General features: G+C 66.1%; 22 protein-coding genes and 1 pseudogene. 16 read left to right on the plus strand and 7 right to left on the minus strand.

What is annotated here, in order from left to right; translation table 11 throughout:
* Positions 1 to 7: 7 nt before the first annotated feature.
* From B9N97_RS29920 to B9N97_RS29925, 3 genes are all read right to left on the minus strand, one after another.
* Entirely contained in the window at positions 8 to 1,381 is a 1,374-nt protein-coding gene (locus B9N97_RS29920; protein ID WP_085091466.1) for an MFS transporter, read from the minus strand.
* Between the two features lie 357 nt (positions 1,382 to 1,738).
* Positions 1,739 to 1,885: a hypothetical protein gene (locus B9N97_RS35800; protein ID WP_167393422.1), complete on the minus strand. Its 147-nt coding sequence runs from the start codon at positions 1,883 to 1,885 to the stop codon at positions 1,739 to 1,741.
* Positions 1,886 to 1,902: 17 nt separating this feature from the next.
* Complete coding sequence (locus B9N97_RS29925) at positions 1,903 to 2,298, minus strand: (R)-mandelonitrile lyase (protein WP_085091467.1); 396 nt, start codon at positions 2,296 to 2,298, stop codon at positions 1,903 to 1,905.
* 463 nt (positions 2,299 to 2,761) lie between these two features.
* Between B9N97_RS29925 and paoA the strand changes: the two genes are divergently transcribed.
* The 5 genes from paoA (at position 2,762) to B9N97_RS29950 (ending at position 8,438) form a co-directional block, all read left to right on the plus strand.
* Positions 2,762 to 3,445, plus strand: coding sequence for an aldehyde dehydrogenase iron-sulfur subunit PaoA (gene paoA, locus B9N97_RS29930; RefSeq protein WP_085091468.1), 684 nt, complete (start codon positions 2,762 to 2,764; stop codon positions 3,443 to 3,445).
* Complete coding sequence (locus B9N97_RS29935; protein ID WP_085091469.1) at positions 3,442 to 4,392, plus strand: FAD binding domain-containing protein; 951 nt, start codon at positions 3,442 to 3,444, stop codon at positions 4,390 to 4,392. The genes paoA and B9N97_RS29935 overlap by 4 nt, the downstream gene beginning before the upstream one ends.
* A 3-nt stretch (positions 4,393 to 4,395) precedes the next feature.
* Positions 4,396 to 6,594: an aldehyde oxidoreductase molybdenum-binding subunit PaoC gene (paoC, locus tag B9N97_RS29940; protein ID WP_085091470.1), complete on the plus strand. Its 2,199-nt coding sequence runs from the start codon at positions 4,396 to 4,398 to the stop codon at positions 6,592 to 6,594.
* Positions 6,595 to 6,753: 159 nt separating this feature from the next.
* Positions 6,754 to 7,680: an ABC transporter ATP-binding protein gene (locus tag B9N97_RS29945; protein WP_085091471.1), complete on the plus strand. Its 927-nt coding sequence runs from the start codon at positions 6,754 to 6,756 to the stop codon at positions 7,678 to 7,680.
* The gene (locus B9N97_RS29950) at positions 7,677 to 8,438 is read left to right on the plus strand and encodes an ABC transporter permease (RefSeq protein ID WP_085091472.1); all 762 of its coding nucleotides are present in this window, start codon (positions 7,677 to 7,679) and stop codon (positions 8,436 to 8,438) included. Before B9N97_RS29945 ends, B9N97_RS29950 begins: the two co-directional genes overlap by 4 nt.
* Positions 8,439 to 8,564: 126 nt before the next feature.
* Here B9N97_RS29950 and B9N97_RS29955 read toward each other — a convergent pair whose 3' ends face one another.
* Positions 8,565 to 9,149: a transposase gene (locus B9N97_RS29955; RefSeq protein ID WP_348520106.1), complete on the minus strand. Its 585-nt coding sequence runs from the start codon at positions 9,147 to 9,149 to the stop codon at positions 8,565 to 8,567.
* A gap of 135 nt (positions 9,150 to 9,284) precedes the next feature.
* Between B9N97_RS29955 and B9N97_RS29960 the strand changes: the two are divergent.
* Positions 9,285 to 9,424, plus strand: a pseudogene (locus tag B9N97_RS29960) (DDE-type integrase/transposase/recombinase); the annotation flags it as partial.
* 84 nt (positions 9,425 to 9,508) lie between these two features.
* Here the strand turns inward: B9N97_RS29960 and B9N97_RS29965 are convergent.
* A complete protein-coding gene (locus B9N97_RS29965) occupies positions 9,509 to 10,936 on the minus strand; it encodes a sigma-54 interaction domain-containing protein (RefSeq protein WP_208621307.1) in 1,428 nt (475 codons plus the stop codon).
* Positions 10,937 to 11,266: 330 nt separating this feature from the next.
* Here B9N97_RS29965 and B9N97_RS29970 point away from each other — a divergent pair, with 330 nt between their 5' ends.
* The 6 genes from B9N97_RS29970 to B9N97_RS29995 all read left to right on the plus strand — a co-directional run bounded on the left by B9N97_RS29970 (position 11,267) and on the right by B9N97_RS29995 (position 17,226).
* Positions 11,267 to 12,178 carry a 3-hydroxyacyl-CoA dehydrogenase family protein gene (locus tag B9N97_RS29970; protein ID WP_085091474.1) on the plus strand — a complete coding sequence of 304 codons (912 nt, stop codon included), beginning with the start codon at positions 11,267 to 11,269 and terminating at the stop codon, positions 12,176 to 12,178.
* Between the two features lie 80 nt (positions 12,179 to 12,258).
* On the plus strand, positions 12,259 to 13,197 hold the full coding sequence (locus B9N97_RS29975) for a 3,5-dioxohexanoate:acetyl-CoA acetone transferase (protein ID WP_085091475.1): 939 nt from the start codon (positions 12,259 to 12,261) through the stop codon (positions 13,195 to 13,197).
* A 33-nt stretch (positions 13,198 to 13,230) separates the two neighbouring features.
* On the plus strand, positions 13,231 to 14,010 hold the full coding sequence (locus B9N97_RS29980) for a 3-hydroxybutyrate dehydrogenase (RefSeq protein ID WP_085091476.1): 780 nt from the start codon (positions 13,231 to 13,233) through the stop codon (positions 14,008 to 14,010).
* Positions 14,011 to 14,093: 83 nt separating this feature from the next.
* Positions 14,094 to 15,308: an ABC transporter substrate-binding protein gene (locus tag B9N97_RS29985; RefSeq protein WP_085091477.1), complete on the plus strand. Its 1,215-nt coding sequence runs from the start codon at positions 14,094 to 14,096 to the stop codon at positions 15,306 to 15,308.
* Between the two features lie 170 nt (positions 15,309 to 15,478).
* Positions 15,479 to 15,898 carry a CopG family transcriptional regulator gene (locus B9N97_RS29990; RefSeq protein ID WP_085091478.1) on the plus strand — a complete coding sequence of 140 codons (420 nt, stop codon included), beginning with the start codon at positions 15,479 to 15,481 and terminating at the stop codon, positions 15,896 to 15,898.
* 53 nt (positions 15,899 to 15,951) lie between these two features.
* Complete coding sequence (locus B9N97_RS29995) at positions 15,952 to 17,226, plus strand: extracellular catalytic domain type 1 short-chain-length polyhydroxyalkanoate depolymerase (RefSeq protein ID WP_085091479.1); 1,275 nt, start codon at positions 15,952 to 15,954, stop codon at positions 17,224 to 17,226.
* A gap of 280 nt (positions 17,227 to 17,506) precedes the next feature.
* Here the strand turns inward: B9N97_RS29995 and B9N97_RS30000 are convergent, their stop codons facing one another.
* Entirely contained in the window at positions 17,507 to 18,160 is a 654-nt protein-coding gene (locus tag B9N97_RS30000; protein ID WP_085091480.1) for an amidase family protein, read from the minus strand.
* 204 nt (positions 18,161 to 18,364) lie between these two features.
* Between B9N97_RS30000 and B9N97_RS30005 the strand changes: the two genes are divergently transcribed.
* Genes B9N97_RS30005 through B9N97_RS30020 form a run of 4 tightly spaced genes read left to right on the plus strand, consistent with a single transcriptional unit; the run spans position 18,365 to position 22,324 of the window.
* The gene (locus B9N97_RS30005) at positions 18,365 to 19,483 is read left to right on the plus strand and encodes an ABC transporter ATP-binding protein (RefSeq protein WP_085091481.1); all 1,119 of its coding nucleotides are present in this window, start codon (positions 18,365 to 18,367) and stop codon (positions 19,481 to 19,483) included.
* 46 nt (positions 19,484 to 19,529) lie between these two features.
* On the plus strand, positions 19,530 to 20,576 hold the full coding sequence (locus B9N97_RS30010; RefSeq protein WP_085091482.1) for an ABC transporter substrate-binding protein: 1,047 nt from the start codon (positions 19,530 to 19,532) through the stop codon (positions 20,574 to 20,576).
* A 38-nt stretch (positions 20,577 to 20,614) separates the two neighbouring features.
* A complete protein-coding gene (locus tag B9N97_RS30015) occupies positions 20,615 to 21,472 on the plus strand; it encodes an ABC transporter permease (protein WP_085091483.1) in 858 nt (285 codons plus the stop codon).
* A gap of 15 nt (positions 21,473 to 21,487) precedes the next feature.
* A complete protein-coding gene (locus B9N97_RS30020; RefSeq protein WP_085091484.1) occupies positions 21,488 to 22,324 on the plus strand; it encodes an ABC transporter permease in 837 nt (278 codons plus the stop codon).
* Positions 22,325 to 22,348: 24 nt separating this feature from the next.
* Here the strand turns inward: B9N97_RS30020 and B9N97_RS30025 are convergent, their stop codons facing one another.
* A complete protein-coding gene (locus tag B9N97_RS30025) occupies positions 22,349 to 22,702 on the minus strand; it encodes a hydroxyisourate hydrolase (protein ID WP_085091485.1) in 354 nt (117 codons plus the stop codon).
* Between the last annotated feature and the right edge of the window lie 25 nt (positions 22,703 to 22,727).

Consider the following 22,727-nt stretch of genomic DNA (forward strand, 5'->3'; position numbering starts at 1 on the left):
AGAGAGATCAGACTTCGATTCCGGCCGGGGTCTTGCCCGATCCGGTCTTCGGCAGGATCAGGTGCATGATCGCCAGACCGACGAGGTAGAGCACCGATGCGATGCCGAACAGCACCTGATAGTTGCCGTTGGTGGCATCCAGCAGGCGGCCGACGCCCATCGAGACGAACATGCCGACGAAGTAGGCGCAGAAGCCGCCGATGCCGACCACCGACCCCACCGCGTTGCGCGGCATGGTGTCGGACACGATGGTGTAGACGTTGGCCGAATAGCCCTGGTGGGCGGAGGCGGCGATGCCGATCAGCAGCACGGCGACCCACATGCTGGAAACGGTGGAGGCGAAGAACACCGGCAGCACGCACAGGCCGCAGACCAGGAAGGTCAGCTTGCGGGCACGCAGGGGCTTCACGCCGCGCTTGATCAGGTGGGAGGAGAACCAGCCGCCGCCGACGCTGCCGAAATCGGCCATCGTGTAGATGATGATCAACGGCAGCATCGCCCCGAACAGGTTGACGCCATACTGCTTGTTCAGGAAGCCCGGAACCCAGTTCAGGTAGAACCACCACACCGGAGCCGAGAAGCAGGTGCCGACAATGTTCGCCCAGGTGCCGCGGTAGCTCAGCAGCTTGATCCAGGGAATGTTCTCCTGCGGCAACACCGGGTCGCTGCGGATATAGGCCAGCTCTTCGGGCGTCAGCTTCGGATGCTCTTCCGGCTTGCGGTAGATCAGCAGCCAGGCGATGACCCAGAAGAAGCCGATGCCGCCGGTGACGAGGAAGGCGGCCTGCCAGCCATAAGCGACCAGCAGGATGGGCACCAGGATCGGCGCGACGACCGCGCCGACGTTGGATCCCGCATTGAAGATGCCGGTGGCGAGCGCCCGTTCCTTGGCCGGGAACCACTCGGACACCGCTTTGATCGAGGCGGGGAAATTGCCGCCCTCGGTCAGGCCGAGGCCAGCGCGGGCGACCTTGAAGCCGAAGACGCTGCCCATGAAGGCGTGGACGCAGGCGAAGAAGCTCCAGCCGGCGACGGCCGCCGGCAGGCCGATGCGGATGCCGATCTTGTCCATCAGCCGGCCGCAGCCGATGTAGCCGAAGGCATAGGCCAGCGAGAAGGCGGCGACGATGTCGCCAAAATCGGACTCGGTCCAGCCCATGTCGCCCATCAGCGTGGACTTCAGCAGGCCCAGCACCTGCCGGTCCATATAATTGATGGTGGTCGAGAAGAAGAGCAGGCCGCAGATGGTCCAGCGGTAGCGGCCGATGGCCTTGCTTACCGTGACCGCCGCTTTGCCCGCCGCGTTGCCGATGCCGCCGGCCTTGCGGGCCGGTTCCGCCGACTGGCCGGGTGGGGCGTCGGCAATAGTTTGTTCGCTCATGATTGGAATCTCCAGCCAGGACGCACGCCGCCGCCGGTCGCTGCGCAGGATCTGCGCGCCGGTTCCGGTCCATCAATAGTCTTGGCCCAATGATTTCTGGCATCCCGATGGGCAGGCGCGGGAGCCGGTTATCCTGGCTTCCCGCGGCACCACCGGGCGGCGGTCGTACGTTTCAGCACTGTTTCCTGGAGCAGTCCGGCCATCGTCGGGAGCGGTGCCGCTTCGGGACCGTTCATGGCGTTGCATACTACCATTCCAGTTGCTGGTATGGTAGTTGCGCCTTTGGTTGGTGGTCAACCGCGGCGTCTGCGGCATTTCGTCAGGTCAGGTCCCGCACGCCATCCGTGGCGATATCGATCAGCGTTTCGCGAAGGGATCGGGCGTGGCATCCTCTCGGTAGATCGCGAGGCGAACCGACAGACCGCGCAGCTCTCCATCGCGGTCCAGCAGTGCAGGATTCCTGTCCGGCGCCGCTGGCTTTGCGGCACCGGCGATGAGAACCATGACAGAATGGGTTCGGGTCAGCTGCCGTAATCGGCGTCGCTGACCTTTTCCAGCCAAGTCACGGCCGAGCCGTTCAGGCTCTCCTGGATGGCGATGTGGGTCATGGCGACATCCGGTGCGGCGCCGTGCCAGTGCTTCTCGCCGGCCGGGAACCAGACGACGTCACCGGGACGGACGACCTCCACCGGGCCGCCTTCGCGCTGGACGCGGCCAACGCCCTGGGTGATCAGCAGTGTCTGACCGAGGGGATGCGTGTGCCAGGCGGTCCGTGCTCCCGGCTCGAACGTGACGGTCGCACCGATGGCACGGCCCGGATCCTCCGCCGCGAAGAGCGGGTCTATGCGGACACGGCCGGTAAAATAATCTTCAGGACCCGGATTGGACGGCTGAGTGCCAACGCGCGTGATCTTCATGTGAAATTCCTTTCCATTCGTGTGTTTCATCGCCCATGCCATGGCTGGAAGGCCATCCGGCCGGGAGTGTTCGATGCGGGATGCTCGAATCGATAGGACTGATGAAACGCACTCATGAGCGGTGCGTTCACCTGATGCGATTGGCTGACGTCGGTACGATGGGCTCATCCGGCGCCGGAACCAACATCGGTGTGGCGGTCAGGTGGCGGACGGGCATACGGCAGGCCGGACAAAAGACGAGGTCATGGGAACAGTTGCCCTAGCCGTCCGGTTTTCATCAAGCAAATCGACAGGCGTTATTGGAAACGCCAGACCAACAGCCCGGTGGACCGGAACCAATCTTCCGTCCGTTGTTCATGCCGAGCCGCCGGTTTCCGCAGTGAACATCCGGAAGGCTGGTCCTGCGGATATCATCGCGCGTTGCACCTGTCTTTGCGACCGGTGAAGAGGAAGGAAACAGGACATGGAGGGTTCCGGAAACCTCGAGATGTCGCGGCGCGGCCTGCTGTTCGGCAGCGCCGCCGCCGTGGCGATGACCGGCGTGCCGTTCGCCACGCCGGCCCAAGCCACCACTGCCCAAACCACCGCCAGTGAAAGGCCAGCCATGCCAGACGGCACTCCCGTCATGTCCCCCGTCATGTCCAAGGTGTCCCTCACAGTGAACGGCACGTCGCACACGCTGCAGCTCGACACGCGGACCACACTGCTCGACGCGCTGCGCGAGCATCTGCACCTGACCGGCACCAAGAAGGGATGCGACCATGGCCAATGCGGCGCTTGCACGGTGATCGTCGATGGCCGGCGGCTGAATTCCTGCCTGTCGCTGGCCGTGATGCACGAGGGCGACAGCGTCACCACCATCGAAGGCCTGGGCCGGCCCGACGACCTGCACCCGATGCAGGCGGCCTTCGTGAAGCATGACGGCTATCAGTGCGGCTATTGCACGCCGGGACAGATCTGTTCGGCCGTCGCGGTGCTGGACGAGATCAAGGCCGGCATCCCCAGCCACGTCAGCGCCGACCTGACCGCCGCGCCTCAGCTGACCGCCACCGAACTGCGCGAGCGGATGAGCGGCAACATCTGCCGTTGTGGCGCCTATTCCAACATCGTCGATGCGATCACCGAGGTCGCCGGGAGGGACGCATGAGGCCCTTCACCTACGAGCGCGCGTCCTCGCCCGCAGCAGCAGCCGAAGCCGTGCGGCGCACTCCGGATGCCCGCTTCATCGCCGGCGGCACCAACCTGCTCGACCTGATGAAGCTGGAGATCGAGACGCCGGTCCATCTGGTCGACGTCAACGGCCTGAAGCTCGACAGCGTGGAACCGACGCCGGAGGGTGGCCTGCGCATCGGCGCGCTGGTGCGCAACACCGATCTCGCCGCCGATCCCCGCGTGCGCCGCGACTATGGCGTGCTGTCCCGCGCCCTGCTTGCCGGCGCATCGGGCCAGCTGCGCAACAAGGCGACGACCGCCGGCAACCTGCTCCAGCGCACGCGCTGCCCCTATTTCTACGACACCAACCAGCCCTGCAACAAACGCCGGCCCGGCAGCGGCTGCGCCGCCATCGGCGGTTTCAGCCGCCAGCTTGCCGTGATCGGCGGCAGCGACACCTGCATCGCCACCCATCCCAGTGACATGGCGGTCGCCATGCGCGTGCTCGACGCCACGGTGGAGACGGTAAAGCCGGATGGTGCGACGCGGATCATCCCGATCGTCGACTTCCACCGGCTGCCCGACGACACGCCGCACATCGAAACGGCGCTGGAGCATGGCGAGTTGATCACGGCAGTCACCTTGCCCAAGCCGGCCGGCGGCGCGCAGATCTATCGCAAGGTGCGCGACCGCGCCTCCTACGCCTTCGCGCTGGTTTCAGTGGCGGCGATCGTGCAGCCCGACGGCAGCGGACGCGTGGCACTCGGCGGCGTCGCGCCCAAGCCGTGGCGCGCCGAGGACGCCGAGGCGGAGATGCCGCGGGGCGCCAAGGCGGTGGCCGCCCGGCTGCTGGCCGATGCCAAGCCGACCCATGACAATGCGTTCAAGCTGCCGCTGGTCGAGCGCACGCTCGGCGCGGTTCTGGCCGAAGCGAAAGGCTGAGACATGAAGTTCGACACCCCCGCGACGACCAACCCGATCGACCGCCTCGCGGTGGTCGGCAAACCGACGCCACGCATCGACGGCCCGCTGAAGACCACGGGCACCGCCCCATATGCCTATGAACGGCACGATGCCGTTCCGGACGCGGCCTACGGCTATATCGTGGGCTCGGCCATCGCCAAAGGGCGGATCGCCGCGATGGACCTCGCCGACGCCAAGGCGGCACCCGGCGTCCTCGCCGTCGTCACCGCCGAGACCGCGGGTCCGCTCGGCAAGGGAAAGATGAACACCGCGACGCTGCTGGGCGGCCCCGAGATCGAGCATTACCATCAGGCCGTCGCGCTGGTCGTGGCGGAAAGCTTCGAACAGGCGCGGGCCGCGGCGAGGCTGGTCCGCGTCACCTACGACCGGGCAGACGGCTCCTTCGATCTGGCGCACGCCAAGGATGGCGCCACCAAGCCGGAAGACGGCAAGTCCGACAGCAATGTCGGCGATTTCACCGGCGCCTTCGCGGCCGCTCCGGTGACGCTCGACGAGACCTACACCACCCCCGACCAGACCCATGCGATGATGGAGCCGCACGCCACCGTCGCTGCCTGGGACGGCGACCGGCTTACCGTCTGGCTGTCCAACCAGATGATCGCCTGGACCGCCGGCGACCTCGCCCGCACGCTGAAGATGCCGAAGGAAAAGGTGCGCCTGATCTCCCTCTTCGTCGGGGGCGGCTTCGGCGGCAAGCTGTTCCTGCGGGCCGACACCGTGCTGGCGGCGCTGGGCGCCCGCGCCGCCGGGCGGCCGGTCAAGGTGGCGCTGCAGCGGCCCCTCATCGCGAACAACACCACCCATCGGCCGGCGACGATCCAGCGCATCCGCATCGGTGCCGAGCGCGACGGCACCATCACCGCCATCGCGCATGAAAGCTGGTCCGGCAACCTGCCGGGCGGCGATCCCGAGACGGCGGTCGACCAGACGAAGCTGCTCTATGCCGGGGCCAACCGCCTGACCGCGCTGCGGCTGGCGCGGCTCGACCTGCCGGAAGGCAATGCGATGCGTGCGCCGGGCGAGGCGCCGGGCATGATGGCGCTGGAAATCGCCATGGACGAGATGGCGGAGAAGCTGGGTCTCGATCCCGTCGAATTCCGCATCCGCAACGACACCCAGGTCGATCCCGTCCAGCCCGACCGCCCCTTCTCGCAGCGGCAGCTCGTCGAATGCCTGCGCCGGGGCGCCGACCGCTTCGGCTGGAGCAAGCGCAATGCGCGCCCCGGACAGAGCCGCGACGGACGCTGGCTGACCGGACTCGGCGTCGCCGCCGCCTTCCGCAACAACCTGCTGACCAAATCGGCGGCGCGGGTGCGGCTCGACAAGCAGGGCAGGGTGACGGTCGAAACCGACATGACCGACATCGGCACCGGCAGCTACACCATCATCGCCCAGACCGCGGCGGAGATGATGGGCGTCGGTCTGGACAGGGTGACGGTGCGCCTCGGCGATTCGTCCTTCCCGGCATCCGCCGGATCGGGCGGCCAATGGGGCGCCAACAACTCCACTGCCGGGGTGTATGCCGCCTGCGTCAAGCTGCGCGAGGCGGTAGCCGGCAGGCTCGGCTTCAACTCCGCCGACGCGGTGTTCGCGGATGGGGAGGTCCGGGCCGGCAACCGCAGCATCCCGCTCGCCCAGGCGGCGGGCGACAACGGTCTCGCCGCCGAGGACGGCATCGAGTATGGCGACCTCGACAAGCGCTATCAGCAATCCACCTTCGGCGCCCATTTCGTCGAGGTGGGCGTCGATGCCGCGACGGCGGAAATCCGCGTGCGGCGGATGCTGGCGGTGTGCGCGGCCGGGCGCATCCTCAATCCGCTGTCGGCGCGCAGCCAGGTGATCGGCGCGATGACCATGGGCGTCGGCGCGGCGCTGATGGAGGAACTTGCGGTGGACAGGCGCGCCGGCTTCTTCGTCAACCACGACCTTGCCGGCTACGAGGTTCCGGTCCATGCCGACATCCCGCACCAGGAGGTGATCTTCCTCGACGAGACGGACCCGATCTCCTCGCCGATGAAGGCCAAGGGCGTCGGGGAACTCGGCCTTTGCGGCGTCGGTGCCGCCATTGCCAATGCCGTCTACAATGCGACCGGCGTGCGCGTGCGCGACTATCCGGTCACGCTCGACAAGCTGCTGGACCGGATGCCGGAGGTGGGGTGAGCGGCCGACCAGCCCGGCGCCCTGCCGGGGTGCTTTGGCAGGGCGCCGATCCACGGGCACCGCCCAGGTTCGGATTTCGCCGAGCGCCGGCGGGCGCTATGGTGGCCCCGCCCTGGTGGCGTCCGCACCGGGGAGACAGCCCCCAAGCCGAGGGAACACATGCAGCCTATCATTGAGATCCGTGGGTTGGAAAAGACCTACGCATCCGGTTTCCAGGCACTGAAAGGAGTCGATCTCGACATCCGCCGCGGCGAGATCCTTGCCCTGCTGGGCCCCAACGGCGCCGGCAAGACGACGCTGATCAGCATTGTCTGCGGCATCGTCCGGCCGACATCCGGCAGCGTGACGGTGGACGGCCATGACATCCTGCGGGACTGGCGCGCCGCGCGGTCCCTCATCGGCCTCGTCCCGCAGGAGCTGACGACCGAAGCGTTCGAGAGCGTCTGGGCGACCGTCAGCTTCAGCCGCGGGCTGTTCGGCAAACCGCCCGACCCTGCCGTCATCGAGAGGATCCTGAAGGACCTGTCCCTGTGGGACAAGAAGGACACCAAGGTGATGGCGCTGTCCGGCGGCATGAAGCGGCGCGTGCTGATCGCCAAGGCGCTGTCGCACGAGCCGCGCATCCTGTTCCTTGACGAGCCGACCGCCGGCGTGGATGTCGAGCTTCGCCGCGGCATGTGGGAGATGATCGGGCGCCTGCGCGACAGCGGCGTCACCATCATCCTGACCACCCACTATATCGAGGAGGCCGAGGAGATGGCCGACAGCATCGGCGTGATCTCCGGCGGCCGGATCATCCTGGTGGAGGAAAAGGCCGCGCTGATGGAAAAGCTGGGCAAGCGGCTGCTGACCCTGCAGTTGCAAAACCCGCTGGACGCCATCCCCGCCGAACTCGCGGGCTATCCCCTGACCCTGTCGGAGGGCGGGCGGGAACTGGTCTACCAGTTCGACACCCAGCAGGAGCGCACGGGCATCGCCGGGCTGCTCCGCAAGCTGGGCGACCACGGCATCACCTACACGAACCTGCGCACGAATGAGAGTTCCCTGGAGGAAATCTTCGTCAGCTTGGTGAGGGAACGGGCATGAACCTGCATGCGATCAAGGCCATTTATAAATTCGAGTTGGCCCGCACCTGGCGCACGCTGTTCCAGAGCATCGCCGGACCGGTGATCTCCACCTCGCTGTACTTCATCGTCTTCGGAGCGGCGATCGGCAGCCGGTTCGCGGCGGTGGAGGGCGTCAGCTACGGCGCGTTCCTCGTCCCCGGCCTTGTCATGATGTCGGTGCTGACGGAGAGTGTGTCGAACGCGTCCTTCGGCATCTACATGCCACGCTATTCCGGCACGATCTACGAGTTGCTGTCGGCCCCCGTCTCCGCCTTCGAAACGGTGATCGGCTATGTCGGTGCCGCTGCCACCAAGTCGGTCATTCTGGGAACGCTGATCCTGCTGACCGCGCGGCTGTTCGTGGATTTCTCCATCGCCCACCCGGTCTGGATGGTCGCCTTCCTCATGCTGACGTCGGTGACCTTCAGCCTGCTCGGCTTCATTCTGGGCATCTGGGCCGACGGCTGGGAAAAGCTGCAGATCGTTCCGATGCTGATCGTCACGCCGCTGGCTTTCCTGGGCGGGAGCTTCTATTCAATCAGCATGCTGTCGCCGTTCTGGCAGAAAGTCACGCTGTTCAACCCGGTCGTCTATCTGGTCAGCGGCTTCCGCTGGAGCTTCTACGGCGCCGCCGACGTGCCGGTCGCGCTGAGCCTTGGCATGGTCGCGTTGATGATGGCGGTCTGCCTCGCCGTCGTCTGGTGGATTTTCCGCACGGGCTACAAGCTGAAAAACTGATTGACCACCCTGAACCCGCACCGCACCCCATCCCGGCACCGGATGGGGTCGGCTGTGGGCCGGCATCCATTGGCTTGTTGGATCCGCCTGTTGATCTTGCCCCGTTTCTTGCGCAGTTTGCGTGGATCACGCCACCAGGAGGGTTCGGCTCCGGAGCAGATCCAGGCTGGCTCTGCCGTACATCTGACGCTTGAGCAGCTTGAGGCGGTTGATCTGCCCCTCAGCCTGCCCGCTGCTCCATGGCAATGTGAGTGCCGCCCGAACTGCAGCGCCATCCTGCTCCAAACCGGCAGCAAACGTCTGAATCGCCGTGATACCACAAGAACTGGCCTCGGCGAGCCAAGCTTCTAGGCCGGCGGCAGCCTGGTCGCTTTCCGCGGTTCGGCCAGCCGCACGCACGAGTGCTGTGAAGCGGCGCGCGAGACCAACAACTGTATGTGTTTCGGCATCTTGCTCGGCCTGGGCAACGGCCGCAGCCTGCTCGTCGTTGCGGGCTGCGGCCGGCTTTACCAGAGCCCAGGCCAAACGCTTGGGCGACGGGAGGGCTGGTGGGCCGCCCGATCGGGTTGGCGTCTCCTTGCGCCAGCGGTGGGGCGTCGTCTTCGCCGGGACGCTTCGGTGCTGTTGCAGCCACAGATGCACCACTTTTGCCCGGCCCGGGTAACCCAGCGCACTCGCCAGGCCCATCGACCGGGCAATGCCCAGCAGCATCTCGCCGGCGGCATGGCGGCGCCGGAGCTCTTTATAGACGGCCAGCCACCGCTCGTAGCTTGCGACGCTCGCCACTCTCTCGGCACGCGGGTTCGGGCGCGTCGCGGTGCGATGGCCGACGCGTCGGTGTGGACCGGCGGCTCCTGGCGGGTGGACGAGACCTACGTGAAGGTGAAGGGCCGCTGGATATGTACCTGTACCGCGCTGTTGATGCCCGCGGGCAGACCATCGACTTCCTGCTCAGCGCCAAGCGCGATGCAGCCACAGCCCGCCGCCAAACTTTGCAACAAATCCACATTTTGTCCCATCGATTGTAAGGAACGGGGCCTGTCGCGGCAACGCCGATGCCTCATCCGGCATCAGTCTTCTGGATGCGCGGCAATGCCGTGCTTGCGCAGTTTGGCGTAAAGGTTTGTGCGCGACAGGCCGAGCTTTCGGGCGGCTTCGAGCTTGTTGCCCCGGCTCGCCTCCAGGGCTTCCAGAATGAGCGCCCGTTCCAACTCATCCATGGCGGCGGTCAGGGACTGCTTCCGGTCGGATGGGGCAGGGGACTGGATCGCGGCGCTCGGAAGGATGTCCGCGAAATCCTCGGCCGTGATGCGCTCACCTTCGGTGCGCACATAGACCTGTTCGATGACGTTGGCCAATTCACGGACGTTGCCGGGCCAATCATGCTGCCGCAGCGCATCCAGCGCCGCGGGCGTGAACTCGCGCATCGGCTGATCGAGGCTGAGGGCGATCTTCTCCGAAAAGAGGGGAGCCAGGATCTCAAGATCGTCACTGCGGTCACGGAGCGCCGGCAGTTGTATCGGAAAGACATTGAGCCGGTAGTACAGGTCCGCCCGGAATGTGCCGTTGCGCACCATCTCCGCCAGGGGACGGCTGGTTGCCGCGATGATGCGGACATCGACCTTGATGACCTGATTGGACCCGAGCGGCTCGACCTCGCTTTCCTGCAGGGCGCGCAACAGCTTGGCCTGCAACGGCTGCGGCATGTCGCCGATCTCGTCGAGAAACAGCGTCCCGCCATGGGCAAGCTGGAACTTGCCGGGGCGCGGTTGGCGGGCGGCACCCGTGTACGCCCCAGGTGCGACGCCGAAGAACTCCGCTTCCAAAAGATTTTCAGGAATTGCGGCGGTGTTGACGGCAACGAATGGACGATGAGCGCGATCCGAGGAGGCATGGATCGACTGCGCCACCAGTTCCTTGCCGGTCCCGGTTTCGCCGAGCAGCAGGACCGCCGACCGGATCTGGCCGGCCTTGCGCACCAGTCGCTTGACCTGAAGCATCGGCTGGCTGAAGCCGATCAGGTTCTCGACCGTGTATTGGGAGGCCCGGCTCGCCGCCAACTCCTGCTCCACACGGGTCAGGCGGGACTGCAGCTTGTTGAAGCGGTCGGCGATGGGCCGAAGATATGTCAGGCTGTTCTTCAGGGCGAAGGCGAGGGCGCCGATGACCTCTCCCTGCTCATCGCGCAGGGGCAGGCGGCTGACCAGCAGCGTGTGCTCGCCATAGCGCATGATGTCGAGCGGTAGCGACCGGCCTGTTTCCACCACCTCGCGCATTCGGCTGTGTGGAATGATGCGCTCCACCGGCTGGCCGATTGCATCCGCCGGTGACCGGAAGCCAAGCAGCGCAATCTGTTTGTCGCTGAACCAGACATGCTTGTCGTTCGACCAGACGAGGCGGGCATCCCGATCGACCAGTATGGCGCCGTCGATCATCTCATCGATCATCACCATCAGCGCACGTGCCGCAGCGAAATGACCGGCCGGATCCTTCTGCATGCCACGCTCCTTGGTGTCACTGATTGTCAATATACTGTACATTACCTGTCAGAAAAGTGAACACGGCGAAAGTGCCGATTTGCAGCGGTGTCCCGCCCTTTGCGCCAGCCGACTGTCAACGAACACTAAATCCTGCTTCGCTAGATATTGAACGTTGCTCGGCACATATCCTTCCCTTTCAAACAGTTATCCATGTGGCACGCGCGTTGCTAACCATCCCTTCCAAAATGCGCGCCACCCGAACAATCCGCCCTGCGACCTACGGACCTTGGCAGGACAGGGTGGTGGGGCACAGGCTTCAGGTCAGGCAAAGGGGGATATGCACGCGCCATGACAAACCAGCGCATCGCGATCATCGGCGGCGGACTGATGGGGCACGGGATCGCACAGGCCTTTGCCGCCGCCGGACATCGCGTCGCCATCCAAGAACCCGATGCCGAACGCCGGGCCGCCATTCCCGCCCATGTCCGCCGCAACCTGCAGGTTTTGGGCGAAGACATCGCGGCCGCCGACCTGATCGACCTGCACGAAACGCTGGCGAGTGCCGTTGCCGGCGCCGACATCGTCATCGAGGCGGTGCCGGAGGACCTCGCCCTCAAGCAACGCATCGTCGCCGCCATCGAAGCGGCCGCGCCTCGCCACGCGCTTCTGGCGAGCAACACGTCGGTGATCCCGATCACGCGGATCATGGAGCCGCTTTCCGACAAGTCCCGCGCCATGGGCACCCATTGGTGGAACCCGCCCTATCTGGTCCCGCTGGTCGAGGTGATCCAGACTCAGGACAGCAGCGACGCCGCCATCACCGCGATGATCGGTCTGCTGACGTCCATCGGGAAAATGCCGGTGCATGTCCGCAAGGATGTTCCGGGCTTCATCGGCAATCGCCTGCAGCATGCGCTTTGGCGCGAGGCGATTGCATTGGTCCAGAACGGTGTGTGCGATGCCGAAACGGTCGATGCCGTGGTCAAGGCGAGTTTCGGCCGACGGCTCGCCGTCCTTGGACCGTTGGAGAATGCCGATCTTGTCGGCACCGACCTGACCCTCGCGGTTCATGAGCATGTCCTGCCTGATCTCGACCGCAGCCCCGGTCCGCTGCCCATTCTGCGCGATCTGGTCGCGTCGGGGCGGTTGGGGATGAAGGCCGGCGCCGGCTTCCGGACCTGGACGGAAGCGCAGCGGGAGGAGGTCGCCACCACTCTTGCCACGCATCTTCAACGGCTGGATGGCCTCGAACGCCGGTAGCCGCCACCGCAGCCGCCCAGCGGCGTTCAATCTCAATCGTCCGCAGCCCCGACGGGCGGTTCAACACAGGAGGGCCTTGCATGGCCGCATCAGGCAAGAAAGTCATCATCAGCTGTGCGCTGACGGGTTCGATCCACACCCCCACCATGTCGGACGCCCTGCCGGTCACCCCCGACGAGATCGTCGAGCAGGGGGTCGGTGCGGCCGAGGCCGGGGCGGCCATCCTGCACCTGCACGCCCGCGATCCCCGCACCGGGCAGCCGACACCGGATCCGGCGGTGTTCATGCAGTTCCTGCCGCGGCTGAAGCAATCCACCAATGCGGTGCTGAACATCACCACCGGCGGCTCGCTCAACATGACGGTTCAGGAACGGCTTGCCGCCCCGCTGCAGGCCCAGCCGGAAATGTGCTCGCTCAACATGGGATCGATGAACTTCGGCATCTTCCCGTTGGCCGACCGGTACAAGAACTGGAAGCACGACTGGGAAGAGCCTTATCTGCGCAGCACCGACGACTTCATCTTCCGTAATACCTTTCGGGACATTGCCTATATTCTGGAACATCTGGGTGAAGGCTGTGGCACGCGCTTCGAGTTCGAATGCTACGACGTCGGCCATCTGTACAATCTCGCCCATTTCCTCGACCGCGGGCTGGTGAAGACGCCGCTCTTCATCCAGACGATTTTCGGAATCCTGGGCGGCATCGGGGCGGAGGAGCGCAATCTCGTCTTCATGCGGGAGACCGCCGACCGTCTGTTCGGCAAGGATTACGAATGGTCGGTGCTGGCCGCCGGCCGGCATCAGATTCCCTTCACGACCATGGCCGCGGTGATGGGCGGAAATGTCCGGGTCGGACTTGAGGACAGCCTCTATCTCGCCAAGGGCCGGCTGGCGCGGAACAGCGCCGAGCAGGTGGCGAAGATCCGCCGCATCCTGGAGGAACTGTCGCTGGAGGTCGCCACTCCGGAAGAGGCGCGCGCCATGCTCCACCTCAAGGGCGCCGATCAGGTGGCGTTCTGAGCCGTCCCGTTTTCCTACATCAAGGACCGATAGATGCAGAACAGAAACGCCGTGGTTACCGGTTCCACCAGCGGCATCGGGCTGGCGACCGTGCGGGAACTGGCCGGCCGGGGTTGCCATGTGTTGGTCAACGGCTTCGGCGACCGTGCGGAGATCGACCGGGCCTGTGCCGAGATCGCGGAGCGGAGCGGGACCAGGATCGTCTATTCCGCCGCCGATCTCAGCAGGCCGGAGGAGGCCCGCGCCATGATGGTGGAGGCCGCGAACCTGCTGGGACCGATCGACATCCTGGTGAACAACGCCGGCATCCAGCATGTCGCCGCCCTGCACGAGTTTCCCGACGACAAATGGGACCTGCTGCTGGCGGTCAATCTCAGCGCCGCGTTCCACACGATCAAGGCGGCGGTGCCGGCGATGCGGGAGCGGGGCTGGGGACGCATCGTCAACACGGCCTCCGTGCTGGGCATGGTCGGCGCCCCGCACAAGCCGGCCTATGTCGCCGCCAAGCACGGCATCATCGGCCTGACCAAGTCGGTGTCGATCGAGGTCGCCGGTCATGGCATCACCTGCAATGCGGTGTGTCCCGGCACGGTGTTGACCCCGATCATCGAACGCCAGATCGCCCAGCAGGCGCAGGTCACCGGTCTGCCCGAGGATCAGGTGCTGAAGGCGGTGTTCCTGGAAAAGATGCCGACCGGCCGGCTGATCGGGCCGGAGGAGGTCGCCGCAGCCATCGCCTTCCTCTGTTCCGACGCCGCGGCGTCCATCACCGGGGCGATCCTCCCCGTCGACGGCGGCTACACCACCCATTGAGCCCACGTGCCGCGACCCTCCGGGCGGCGCCGTCGCCGGCGACCGCCCCAATCACCAAGAATTGTCAGAAATGGGAGTGAAAGATGCGCAAGTTCCTTCTCGCCGGCGTTGCCTTCGCCACGCTGGCCGCGGGTTCGGCCTCAACCCAGGCCCAGGCCCAGATGTCCGACACTGTCATCAAGATCGGCATGCTGTCCGACCGCTCCGGCATTTACGCCGACATCAATGGTGAAGGATCGGCGGTGGCCGCAAGGATGGCCGCCGAGGAGTTCGGCAACGCTGTCAACGGAACGAAAATCGAGATCATCGTCGGCGACCACCAGAATAAGGCTGACATCGCCGCCAACCTCGCCCGCCAATGGATCGATACGGAAAAGGTGGACGTGATCGCCGATGTGCCGAATTCGGCCGCCGCTCTGGCCGTTCAGGGGATCACGCGGGACAAGAAGCGCCTGTTCCTGATGTCCGGTCCCGGTTCGACCGACCTGACGGGCAAGGAATGCAGCCCATACGGCTTCCAGTGGACCTGGGACAACCATGCCGTCGCGTCCGCCACCGCCCGTGCGCTTGTCGAGCAGGGCAGGAAGAGCTGGTTCTTCATCACCGCCGACTATGCCTTCGGCCATTCGCTGGAGGCCGAAGCGGCCGACACGGTCAAGCAACTCGGCGGGACCATCAAGGGCAGTGTGCGTCATCCGCTGGGCGCATCCGACTTCTCCTCCTACCTGCTTCAGGCTCAGGCATCCGGCGCCGACGTCGTGGCCTTCGCCAATGCCGGCGGCGACACCATCAACGGCGTCAAGCAGGCGGCCGAGTTCGGCATTCCCCAGGGTGGGCAGACCTTGGCCGGCCTGCTGCTGAACATCAACGACATCAAGGCGCTCGGGCTGGAGACCTCGCAGGGGCTGATGCTGGCGAACTCCTTCTACTGGGACATGAACGACGAGACCCGCGCCTGGTCGAAGAAGTTCGAGGAGCGAACCGGCCGTAAGCCGTCGATGAATCAGGCCGGTGTGTATTCGGCCGTTCGGCATTACCTGAAGGCCGTGCAGGAAATCGGCACCGACGATGCCGACAAGGTTGCTGCCAAGATGCGCAGCATGCCCGTCACCGACATGATGATGAAGGAGGCGAAGATCGCCGATAACGGCCGCGTCTTCGACGACATGTATCTGGCGCAGATTAAGACGCCGGCCGAATCCAAATACGCCTGGGATTACTTCAAGATCATCAAGAAGATCCCCGGTACGCAGGCCTACATCGACCCGAAAGCCAGCGGCTGCCCACTTGTGAAATGACGGAAAAAGGGGAGCGTTCGGGCTCCCCTTTTTTATTGCGCTTCGTCAGGCCACCCTCTGTGGCTGGAGTTACGAGCCGACGGCCTTCCGAAAACATCGGGGTCGGGCTTGAATGGCGGCCAGATACCATCCATTTACCATCCAATCAGATGGTGAATGGATGGAACCCCATGAGCGACGTGGCGCGAGACCTGCGGCCGAAAACCGGTGACAGTGAGAAGATCACAATCAATCTCGGCTACGTCGACCTGGGTCACATCGACCTGCTGGTGGAGGAGGGGTTTTACTCGAACCGCACCGACTTCATCCGCACCGCCATTCGCAACCAGGTCGACAAACACGCCGACGTGGTCCGCCAATCGGTGACGCGAAAAAGCGTCGATCTGGGCCTTCGCCATTTCAGCCGCGCCGACCTGGAAGCCGTGCAGGCCGAAGGGCGGATGCTGGACATCCGCGTCCTCGGGCTTGCGGCCATCGCCCAGGACGTGTCGCCCGAGCTTGCCCGCGCCACCATCGCCACACTGACCGTACTTGGCGCGCTCCATGCGCCGGCCGCCGTCAAGGCGGCGCTCGCCGACCGCATCCGCTGATGCGTCCTGCAGCGCCGATACCGGCGTCATCCCCGAACCGAGAAAGCATCCAGATGTCCCAAACACGCCCCACCGGCTTGCCGCCCGGCATGGACGAGGTCGCCCGCCTGACCCAGGCCGGCCGGCTCACCGAGGCGACTGGCCTGATCCAGCGCCTGCTGCGGGGAGAGGGCGCAACCGAACCTGCGGCAGTTCCAGCCGCCGTGCCGGACCCGACCGTGCTGGAGGGAGAGTTCGTGCGCCTCGATGCCGCTCCCGGACCTCAGGCCCGGAGCGCCACCAAGGATCACGTGCGACCAGCCGGCAAGATGGCAGGAAACTGGTCCGGAAAGGGCGCGAGGACCGGCCTGGGCGAGACCCTGCGCGGCCTTGCGGCGCGCCTACAGACGACGGGGTTTCAGGGTGGCGGAACCGGTACTCCGCGCCCGCCCGCCGAACCGCTGCCGGATGGCGCATCCTTCGCGACCGCGTCCCACAGCGGGGCGTCGGGGACGCGGGCATACAAGCTCTATGTGCCGGCCAACCGTGGCGACGGGCTGCGTCCGCTGGTGGTGATGCTGCACGGCTGCACCCAGTCACCCGACGATTTCTCCGCAGGGACCCGGATGAACGCCTTTGCCGAGCGGCACGGCATTTTCGTCGCCTATCCCGAACAGCCGGCCTCGGCCAACGCCCAACGCTGCTGGAACTGGTTCAAACCCGAAGACCAGCGCCGCGGACATGGGGAGCCCGACCTGCTGGCTGGGATCACCCGCCGGATCATCCACGACCACCCCATCGACCCGAACCGGGTTTACATTGCCGGGCTGTCGGCCGGCGGTGCCGCCGCGGCCATCATGGGAGAGGCCTATCCCGACCTCTATGCGGCTGTTGGCGTGCATTCCGGCCTGCCTGCCGGCGCCGCGCACGATCTTCCCTCCGCCCTCGCCGTCATGCGCCAGGGCGACCGCGGGGCTATGGGCAGGGCAGGGGCAGGAAGGGCGGGTGCCGGCTACCCGGTCCCCACCATCATCTTCCACGGTGATCGCGATACCGTTGTCCATCCGCGAAACGGCGATCAGGTGGCTGCCCGGGCGGTCGCGGCAGCGGCCGGTCTCAGCACCGAGGTGCAACACGGCGAGGCTCCAGGCCGGCGTTCCTACAGCCGAACCCTGCACACCGACCCTTCCGGCCGGACGCTGTGCGAGCAGTGGGCCATCCATGGCGCCGGCCATGCCTGGGCGGGCGGTAGCCCCACCGGCTCCTACACCGACCCGCAGGGGCCGGACGCCACGGCGGAGATGCTGCGCTACTTTCTGGAGCACCGGCTGCGAACCGCGTCGGTCTGACGACCGCCGGCATCAAAGCCAGCCCACTTACAGGTGCAGCCGTCGCCCCGACGGTCCGAGACTTCTTGGGAGGGCAGGGCGGAGATCCGCATTACTCCGCCCCGGCCGCCACATCAGGTCCGCTCGCCGATGGTCAGCGCGATGGCACTGACCGAGGCGATGGAGCCTTCGATCACGTCGCCGGACGCGCAAGGTCATTTGATCACCGGCGTAACAGGGCGCAGTCCGTCAGAACGCCGGGTTGTGCACCAAAGCCCCTGCGGATCAGTTGCGCGGTGCCTCACCGGACGGCCGAGATCGGTGGCCAGCGATGGACGAAGCCGGCACCGCGCTCCAATTGCCGGCCGAAGCGGATCAATCGCCGCTCCTCGCCCGGACGCGCGATCAGTTGCAGGCCGCAGGGAAGCCCGTCGCAGTCGTCCCGGAGCGGCGGCAGCAGGGAGGTCGGATCGTCTGCATCCATGCCGGCGATGGTGCCGAGCATCAGGGCACAGTCAGCGGTATCGCGCGCAATCACCCCATGCGTCGCCAGCGTGTCCCAGCCCAGCGCCAGTTTCGGCGCCGGAACCAGTCCGGGCGTCGGCCGGATCGAAGCGACGCCGCAGAAGCTCGCCGGCACATGGTCGGCGTAAATCCCCGAACCATAGGTCGTGCGGATGCCGGCAGTGTCGGTCAGGTCCTTCAGCGCCACCGGCACTCCATGCAGCGGCCCGACCGGCCGTCCCGTCCGCGCCAGCGTGGCGTCCAGGTCCTCGGCCCGCGCCAGCGCCTTGTCCGCGGCAACGGTGATGAAGGCGGACAGGGCGGAATCGGTCGCCGCGATGCGATCCAAATGCGCCTCCACCACCGCGCGGGCCGAGAGCTCCCCACAGGCCAAACGCGCCGCCAAGGCAGCCGCGCTGTCCCGCCACAAGACGTCGTTCTGCACAGACATCCATCAATCTCCCAGCGATGGCGCCAAAAGCGGCAATTGCATCCGGTTCCCGCCCAAGACGGCGGCACGCTTGGTTCCATGGCACAGGCGAGTACGATCAAAAATACGACTATCACGTTGTTATAAATAAGAAAAATAGAAATCGGCATGCCATTTGCTAAACGAGGAGCGATCGAACGGCAACGCGAAAGGGATGGTGCAGCCATGGTCAGTGCCTCGCGAAACGGCCCGGCTTCCCAGCGCGGGCAGACGCTCCTCCTGGATGGGATCACCCAGCGGTACGGCACATCGCTTGCCGTGAACGAGGTGACGCTCGACATTCGCGGCGGCGAGCTGGTGGCGCTGCTCGGTCCGTCGGGCTGCGGGAAGACGACCCTGCTGCGGATCATCGCCGGTTTCCTGGCTCAGACGAAGGGCCATGTGATGATCGGCGGACAGAGCGTGGACGGCCTGCCGCCCAACCGCCGCTCCGTCGGCATCGTCTTCCAGAACTACGCGCTGTTCCCGCACATGACGGTGGCGGAGAATGTCGCCTACGGGCTGGATGCGCGCGGTGTCGACCGCGCCACCCAGCGCAGCGAGGCGCAGCGGATGCTCGACATGGTGAAGCTGGGCCATCTGGGCGAGCGCACGCCGCGCCAGCTGTCCGGCGGCCAGCAGCAGCGCGTGGCGCTGGCCCGCGCGCTTGCGGTCAACCCGTCGATCCTGTTGCTGGACGAACCCTTCGCGGCACTGGACAAGAATCTGCGCCTCGACATGCAGATCGAAGTGAAACGGATCCAGCGCCTGTCCGGCATCACCACCATCCTCGTCACCCACGACCAGGAGGAGGCGCTGTCGATGGCCGACCGCGTTGCGGTGCTGAGCCAGGGCCGGCTGGAGCAGTTCTCGCCGCCGACCGAGATCTACGACGCGCCCGACAGCCTGTTCGTCAACACCTTCGTCGGCTCGGCCAACCTGCTGGGCGGCGTGCTGGTCGACTGCGACCGCACCGCCGGCCGTGTGCGGCTGGACGCCGGCGGCATGGTCGAAACGCGTGCGCCCAAGGGCGATCTGCGCCCCGGCGCCCGTGTCACCGTCTGCCTGCGCCCGGAACATCTGAGCGTCGATCCGGCCGCGACCGATGTCGATACGCTGAACGGCGTGGTGGAGATGGGGTTGCCGCTGGGCGCCACCGTCGTCCATGAGATCCGCATCGGCGACGGCAGCGCCGTCAAGGTGTCCGAGCCGCGCATCCAGCGCGCCGAACTGCTGGCCCCCGGCACGCCGGTGCGCCTCGCCCCGGTCGCCCCCCGCCTCGCCTCGGTCTTCGCCGCGGCCTGAAATCCCCTCCGATCCACCCACCTCCTCTCACCTTCAGGAGTGAACGATGCTGCTGACCCGCCGCAATCTGATGCAGACGGCGCTGACGCTGGGTGCCATGCACGCCTTTCCCGGCCTGACCTGGGCGCAGGCGCGCCCGCTGGTCTTCGCCACCTTCACCGGCAGCTGGGAGGAGGCGCACCGCGCCGTGCTCGTCCCCGCCTTCCGCAAGGCGGCGGGCGACGCCAACATCGTGCTCGACCCGATGCTGTCGGTCGATCAGATCGCCAAGGTGAACGCCGCCAAGTCCAACCCGCCGATCGACGTCATGCTGCATGATCCGGGACCGGCGCTGCAGGCCATCGCACAGGATCTGGTCGAACCCTATCCGGTCGACAAGAGCGCCTATTACAAGGACCTGATCCCGGCGGCGCAGGAGGCGATGGGGCCGGCGCCCTTCTTCCAGGTGGTCGGGCTGACCTACAACCCGGAGACCATCAAGACGCCGCCGACCAGCTGGGCCGATCTGTGGAAGCCGGAATACAAGGGCCGTGTCGGCATCACCAACATGAACTCGACGCTCGGCACCGGCTTCATGGTCGAGCTCGCCAAGATGCATGGCGGATCGGAATCCAACATCGATCCAGCCTTCAAGGCCATCGAGGCGCTGCGGCCCAGCCTCGCCGCCGTCGCCGCCAATCCGGGGCAGCTCGCCACCCTGTTCCAGCAGGGCCAGATCGACATCAGCCCCGGCAATTTCAACGCCATCCAGATCCTGAAGGCGCGCGGCGTGCCGGTGGAGTTCGTCGCCCCGAAGGAGGGCGCCATCGCCTTCAAGACGACGATCCACATCGTCAAGAACTCTCCCAACAAGGAGCTGGCCTTCAAGCTGATCGAGGCCGCGCTGTCGCCGGAGGTGCAGGCGACGCTGATGGAGGAGCCGTACCTGATCGTGCCGACCAACACCAAGGTTGCGATGAAGGGCGAGATCGCTAAGGCGCTGGCCAAGGACCATGCCGAGATCGCGAAGAATTTCGTCTTCCAGGATTGGGGCAAGATCAACGAGCAGCGCGCCGCCTGGATCGAGCGGTTCAACCGCGAAATCCGCGTCTGACCTGACCACCCAAGCCCGCCAGCCGGAGGAGGCGCCCCATGGCCGCGACGTTGCGCGACGTCACCACCTACGACCTGAAGCTCGCGGCTCCGCTGGCGGCGGGCTTCGTCCTGTTCTTCGTCACCCCGCTGGTCATCCTGCTGGCGCTGAGTTTCCAGACTGACCCGCAGGGCGGCCATTACGGGCTGTCCCAGTATGTCAATTTCCTGGGCGACCGCTTTAGCCTGGGGGTGCTGGGATCGACCCTGTGGCTGGGGGTGAAGGTGACGGCGCTGACCCTGCTGCTGGGCTATCCGGTGGCATGGCTGCATCAGCGCTCCCCCGGCTGGGCCAGGGGCGTCATTATGCTGTTCGTGCTGCTGCCGCTGCTGACCAGCGTGGTGGTGCGCACCTTCGCCTGGGTCGTGATCCTGGGCCGCCAGGGCATCGTCAACGCCTCGCTGTCCTGGCTCGGGCTGATCGACACGCCGCTGAAGCTGCTCTACACCGAAGGCGGAGTCGTGGTGGCGCTGGCCCAGGTGCAGATGCCGCTGATGGTGCTGCCGATCATCACGGCTCTGAGCCGCATCGACCCGAACCTCGCCGATGCGTCCTCGGTGCTGGGGGCCGGGCACTGGCGGACCTTCCGCAAGGTGATCCTGCCGCTGTCGCTGCCGGGGATCGTCGCCGGCTGCCTGCTGACCTATGCCGCGGCGATCACCGCCTTCATCACCCAGAGCCTGATCGGCGGCGGCCAGATGCTGTTCATGCCGATGTACATCTACCAGCAGGCCTCGACCCTGCAGAACTGGCCGTTCGCAGCGGCGATCTCCATCGTCTTCCTGGTGGCGGTGCTGGTGGTCGTGTCGATCTTCAACGCGCTGGGCCGCCTGTCGCGCGGCTATGCCAACGCCTGACGAGGGGAGGAAGCGATGTCCAAACCCGCCATTTCCAACACCGCCGGACGCCGCATCGATCTCGACGCGCTCAGTTTCCGCATCGTCATGACCGGGATCGCGCTGCTGGCGCTGGTCCTGCTGGTCGCACCGACGGTGGTGGTGATCTGGGTGTCCTTCACCAGCGGCTATTCGCTGAAATTCCCGCCGCCCGGCTATTCGCTGCGCTGGTATGTCGAACTTTGGAACGCCTGGCAGCTCCAGTTCGCGCTGATGAACAGCCTTAAGGTGGCGGCCTGGGCGACCGGCCTGTCGATCCTGCTGGGGGTCTCCGCCTCGCTGGGCATCGCGCGGTCGCCGACACTGACGGCACGGGTGCTGGACAGCCTGTTCCTGTCGCCGCTGGTACTGCCGGCGCTGGCCTTCGGCCTGTCGTCGCTGATGTTCTTTTCGATGATCGGGGTGCCGGTGTCGCCGCTGACTCTGATCATCGGCCACACCGTGGTATCGGTGCCTTTCGTCGTGCGCAACACGGTGGCGTCGCTGGCCCAGATGAATCCGTCGCTGCTGGAGGCGTCGGCCAGCCTGGGCGGCGGGCGCTGGTACGGCTTCCGCCGGGTCACCCTGCCGCTGATCCGGCCCGGCATCATGGCCGGCGGCTTCATCGCCTTCATGGCGTCCTTCGATAATGTTCCCGTCTCGCTGTTCCTGCGCGACGCCGCCACCGACATGCTGCCGATCCGCATGTGGCAGGATCTGGAAGGCCGGCTGGACGTCACCGTTGCGGCGCTGTCCGGCATCCTGATCGTCGCCACCATCGCCCTGATGCTGGCGATGGAACGCGTCGCCGGCCTGTCCAAACGGTTGACCTGAGCCCTGTCTTGTTCTCAGAAATGGTTATACACCCAGAAAGAGCGAAACTCCGTAGGGCGTGAATTTGAAGGGCAGATGCAGATGGCGGCCGGGATCGGTAACGACGAAGCGGAAGGGCACGATGTCGAGGAAGCGGGTCTGCTCCTCGGCGTAGCCTGCCGTGCGCAGCCAGTCGCCGACATGGAACAGCACCTCGTGCGGGCCGGCGGTGACTCCCTCGCCGCGAACGGTGGGATGGTCGAGTTGGCCGTTGGCGCCGAGTTCCCCCGCCGCCAGCAGCCGCCGTTCGGGCGTGAGCGCGTGAAGTTCAACCCGCATGCCCTCGGCGGCGACGCCGCGCGCCACATCCACGCCGTGGATCGAAATTCCGCCCGCCATGCCACCCTCCAGCCCGGTTCACCGA

Source organism: Azospirillum oryzae (genome assembly GCF_900177515.1).
Lineage (GTDB): Bacteria > Pseudomonadota > Alphaproteobacteria > Azospirillales > Azospirillaceae > Azospirillum > Azospirillum oryzae_A.

Excerpts from the sequence above, each read along its gene's own strand:
- B9N97_RS29920 (WP_085091466.1), bottom strand. The coding sequence starts at position 1,381 with ATGAGCGAACAAACTATTGCCGACGCCCCACCCGGCCAGTCGGCGGAA.
- B9N97_RS35800 (WP_167393422.1), bottom strand. The coding sequence starts at position 1,885 with ATGGTTCTCATCGCCGGTGCCGCAAAGCCAGCGGCGCCGGACAGGAAT.
- B9N97_RS29925 (WP_085091467.1), bottom strand. The coding sequence starts at position 2,298 with ATGAAGATCACGCGCGTTGGCACTCAGCCGTCCAATCCGGGTCCTGAA.
- paoA (WP_085091468.1), top strand. The coding sequence starts at position 2,762 with ATGGAGGGTTCCGGAAACCTCGAGATGTCGCGGCGCGGCCTGCTGTTC.
- B9N97_RS29935 (WP_085091469.1), top strand. The coding sequence starts at position 3,442 with ATGAGGCCCTTCACCTACGAGCGCGCGTCCTCGCCCGCAGCAGCAGCC.
- paoC (WP_085091470.1), top strand. The coding sequence starts at position 4,396 with ATGAAGTTCGACACCCCCGCGACGACCAACCCGATCGACCGCCTCGCG.
- B9N97_RS29945 (WP_085091471.1), top strand. The coding sequence starts at position 6,754 with ATGCAGCCTATCATTGAGATCCGTGGGTTGGAAAAGACCTACGCATCC.
- B9N97_RS29950 (WP_085091472.1), top strand. The coding sequence starts at position 7,677 with ATGAACCTGCATGCGATCAAGGCCATTTATAAATTCGAGTTGGCCCGC.
- B9N97_RS29955 (WP_348520106.1), bottom strand. The coding sequence starts at position 9,149 with ATGCTGCTGGGCATTGCCCGGTCGATGGGCCTGGCGAGTGCGCTGGGT.
- B9N97_RS29965 (WP_208621307.1), bottom strand. The coding sequence starts at position 10,936 with ATGCAGAAGGATCCGGCCGGTCATTTCGCTGCGGCACGTGCGCTGATG.
- B9N97_RS29970 (WP_085091474.1), top strand. The coding sequence starts at position 11,267 with ATGACAAACCAGCGCATCGCGATCATCGGCGGCGGACTGATGGGGCAC.
- B9N97_RS29975 (WP_085091475.1), top strand. The coding sequence starts at position 12,259 with ATGGCCGCATCAGGCAAGAAAGTCATCATCAGCTGTGCGCTGACGGGT.
- B9N97_RS29980 (WP_085091476.1), top strand. The coding sequence starts at position 13,231 with ATGCAGAACAGAAACGCCGTGGTTACCGGTTCCACCAGCGGCATCGGG.
- B9N97_RS29985 (WP_085091477.1), top strand. The coding sequence starts at position 14,094 with ATGCGCAAGTTCCTTCTCGCCGGCGTTGCCTTCGCCACGCTGGCCGCG.
- B9N97_RS29990 (WP_085091478.1), top strand. The coding sequence starts at position 15,479 with ATGAGCGACGTGGCGCGAGACCTGCGGCCGAAAACCGGTGACAGTGAG.
- B9N97_RS29995 (WP_085091479.1), top strand. The coding sequence starts at position 15,952 with ATGTCCCAAACACGCCCCACCGGCTTGCCGCCCGGCATGGACGAGGTC.
- B9N97_RS30000 (WP_085091480.1), bottom strand. The coding sequence starts at position 18,160 with ATGTCTGTGCAGAACGACGTCTTGTGGCGGGACAGCGCGGCTGCCTTG.
- B9N97_RS30005 (WP_085091481.1), top strand. The coding sequence starts at position 18,365 with ATGGTCAGTGCCTCGCGAAACGGCCCGGCTTCCCAGCGCGGGCAGACG.
- B9N97_RS30010 (WP_085091482.1), top strand. The coding sequence starts at position 19,530 with ATGCTGCTGACCCGCCGCAATCTGATGCAGACGGCGCTGACGCTGGGT.
- B9N97_RS30015 (WP_085091483.1), top strand. The coding sequence starts at position 20,615 with ATGGCCGCGACGTTGCGCGACGTCACCACCTACGACCTGAAGCTCGCG.
- B9N97_RS30020 (WP_085091484.1), top strand. The coding sequence starts at position 21,488 with ATGTCCAAACCCGCCATTTCCAACACCGCCGGACGCCGCATCGATCTC.
- B9N97_RS30025 (WP_085091485.1), bottom strand. The coding sequence starts at position 22,702 with ATGGCGGGCGGAATTTCGATCCACGGCGTGGATGTGGCGCGCGGCGTC.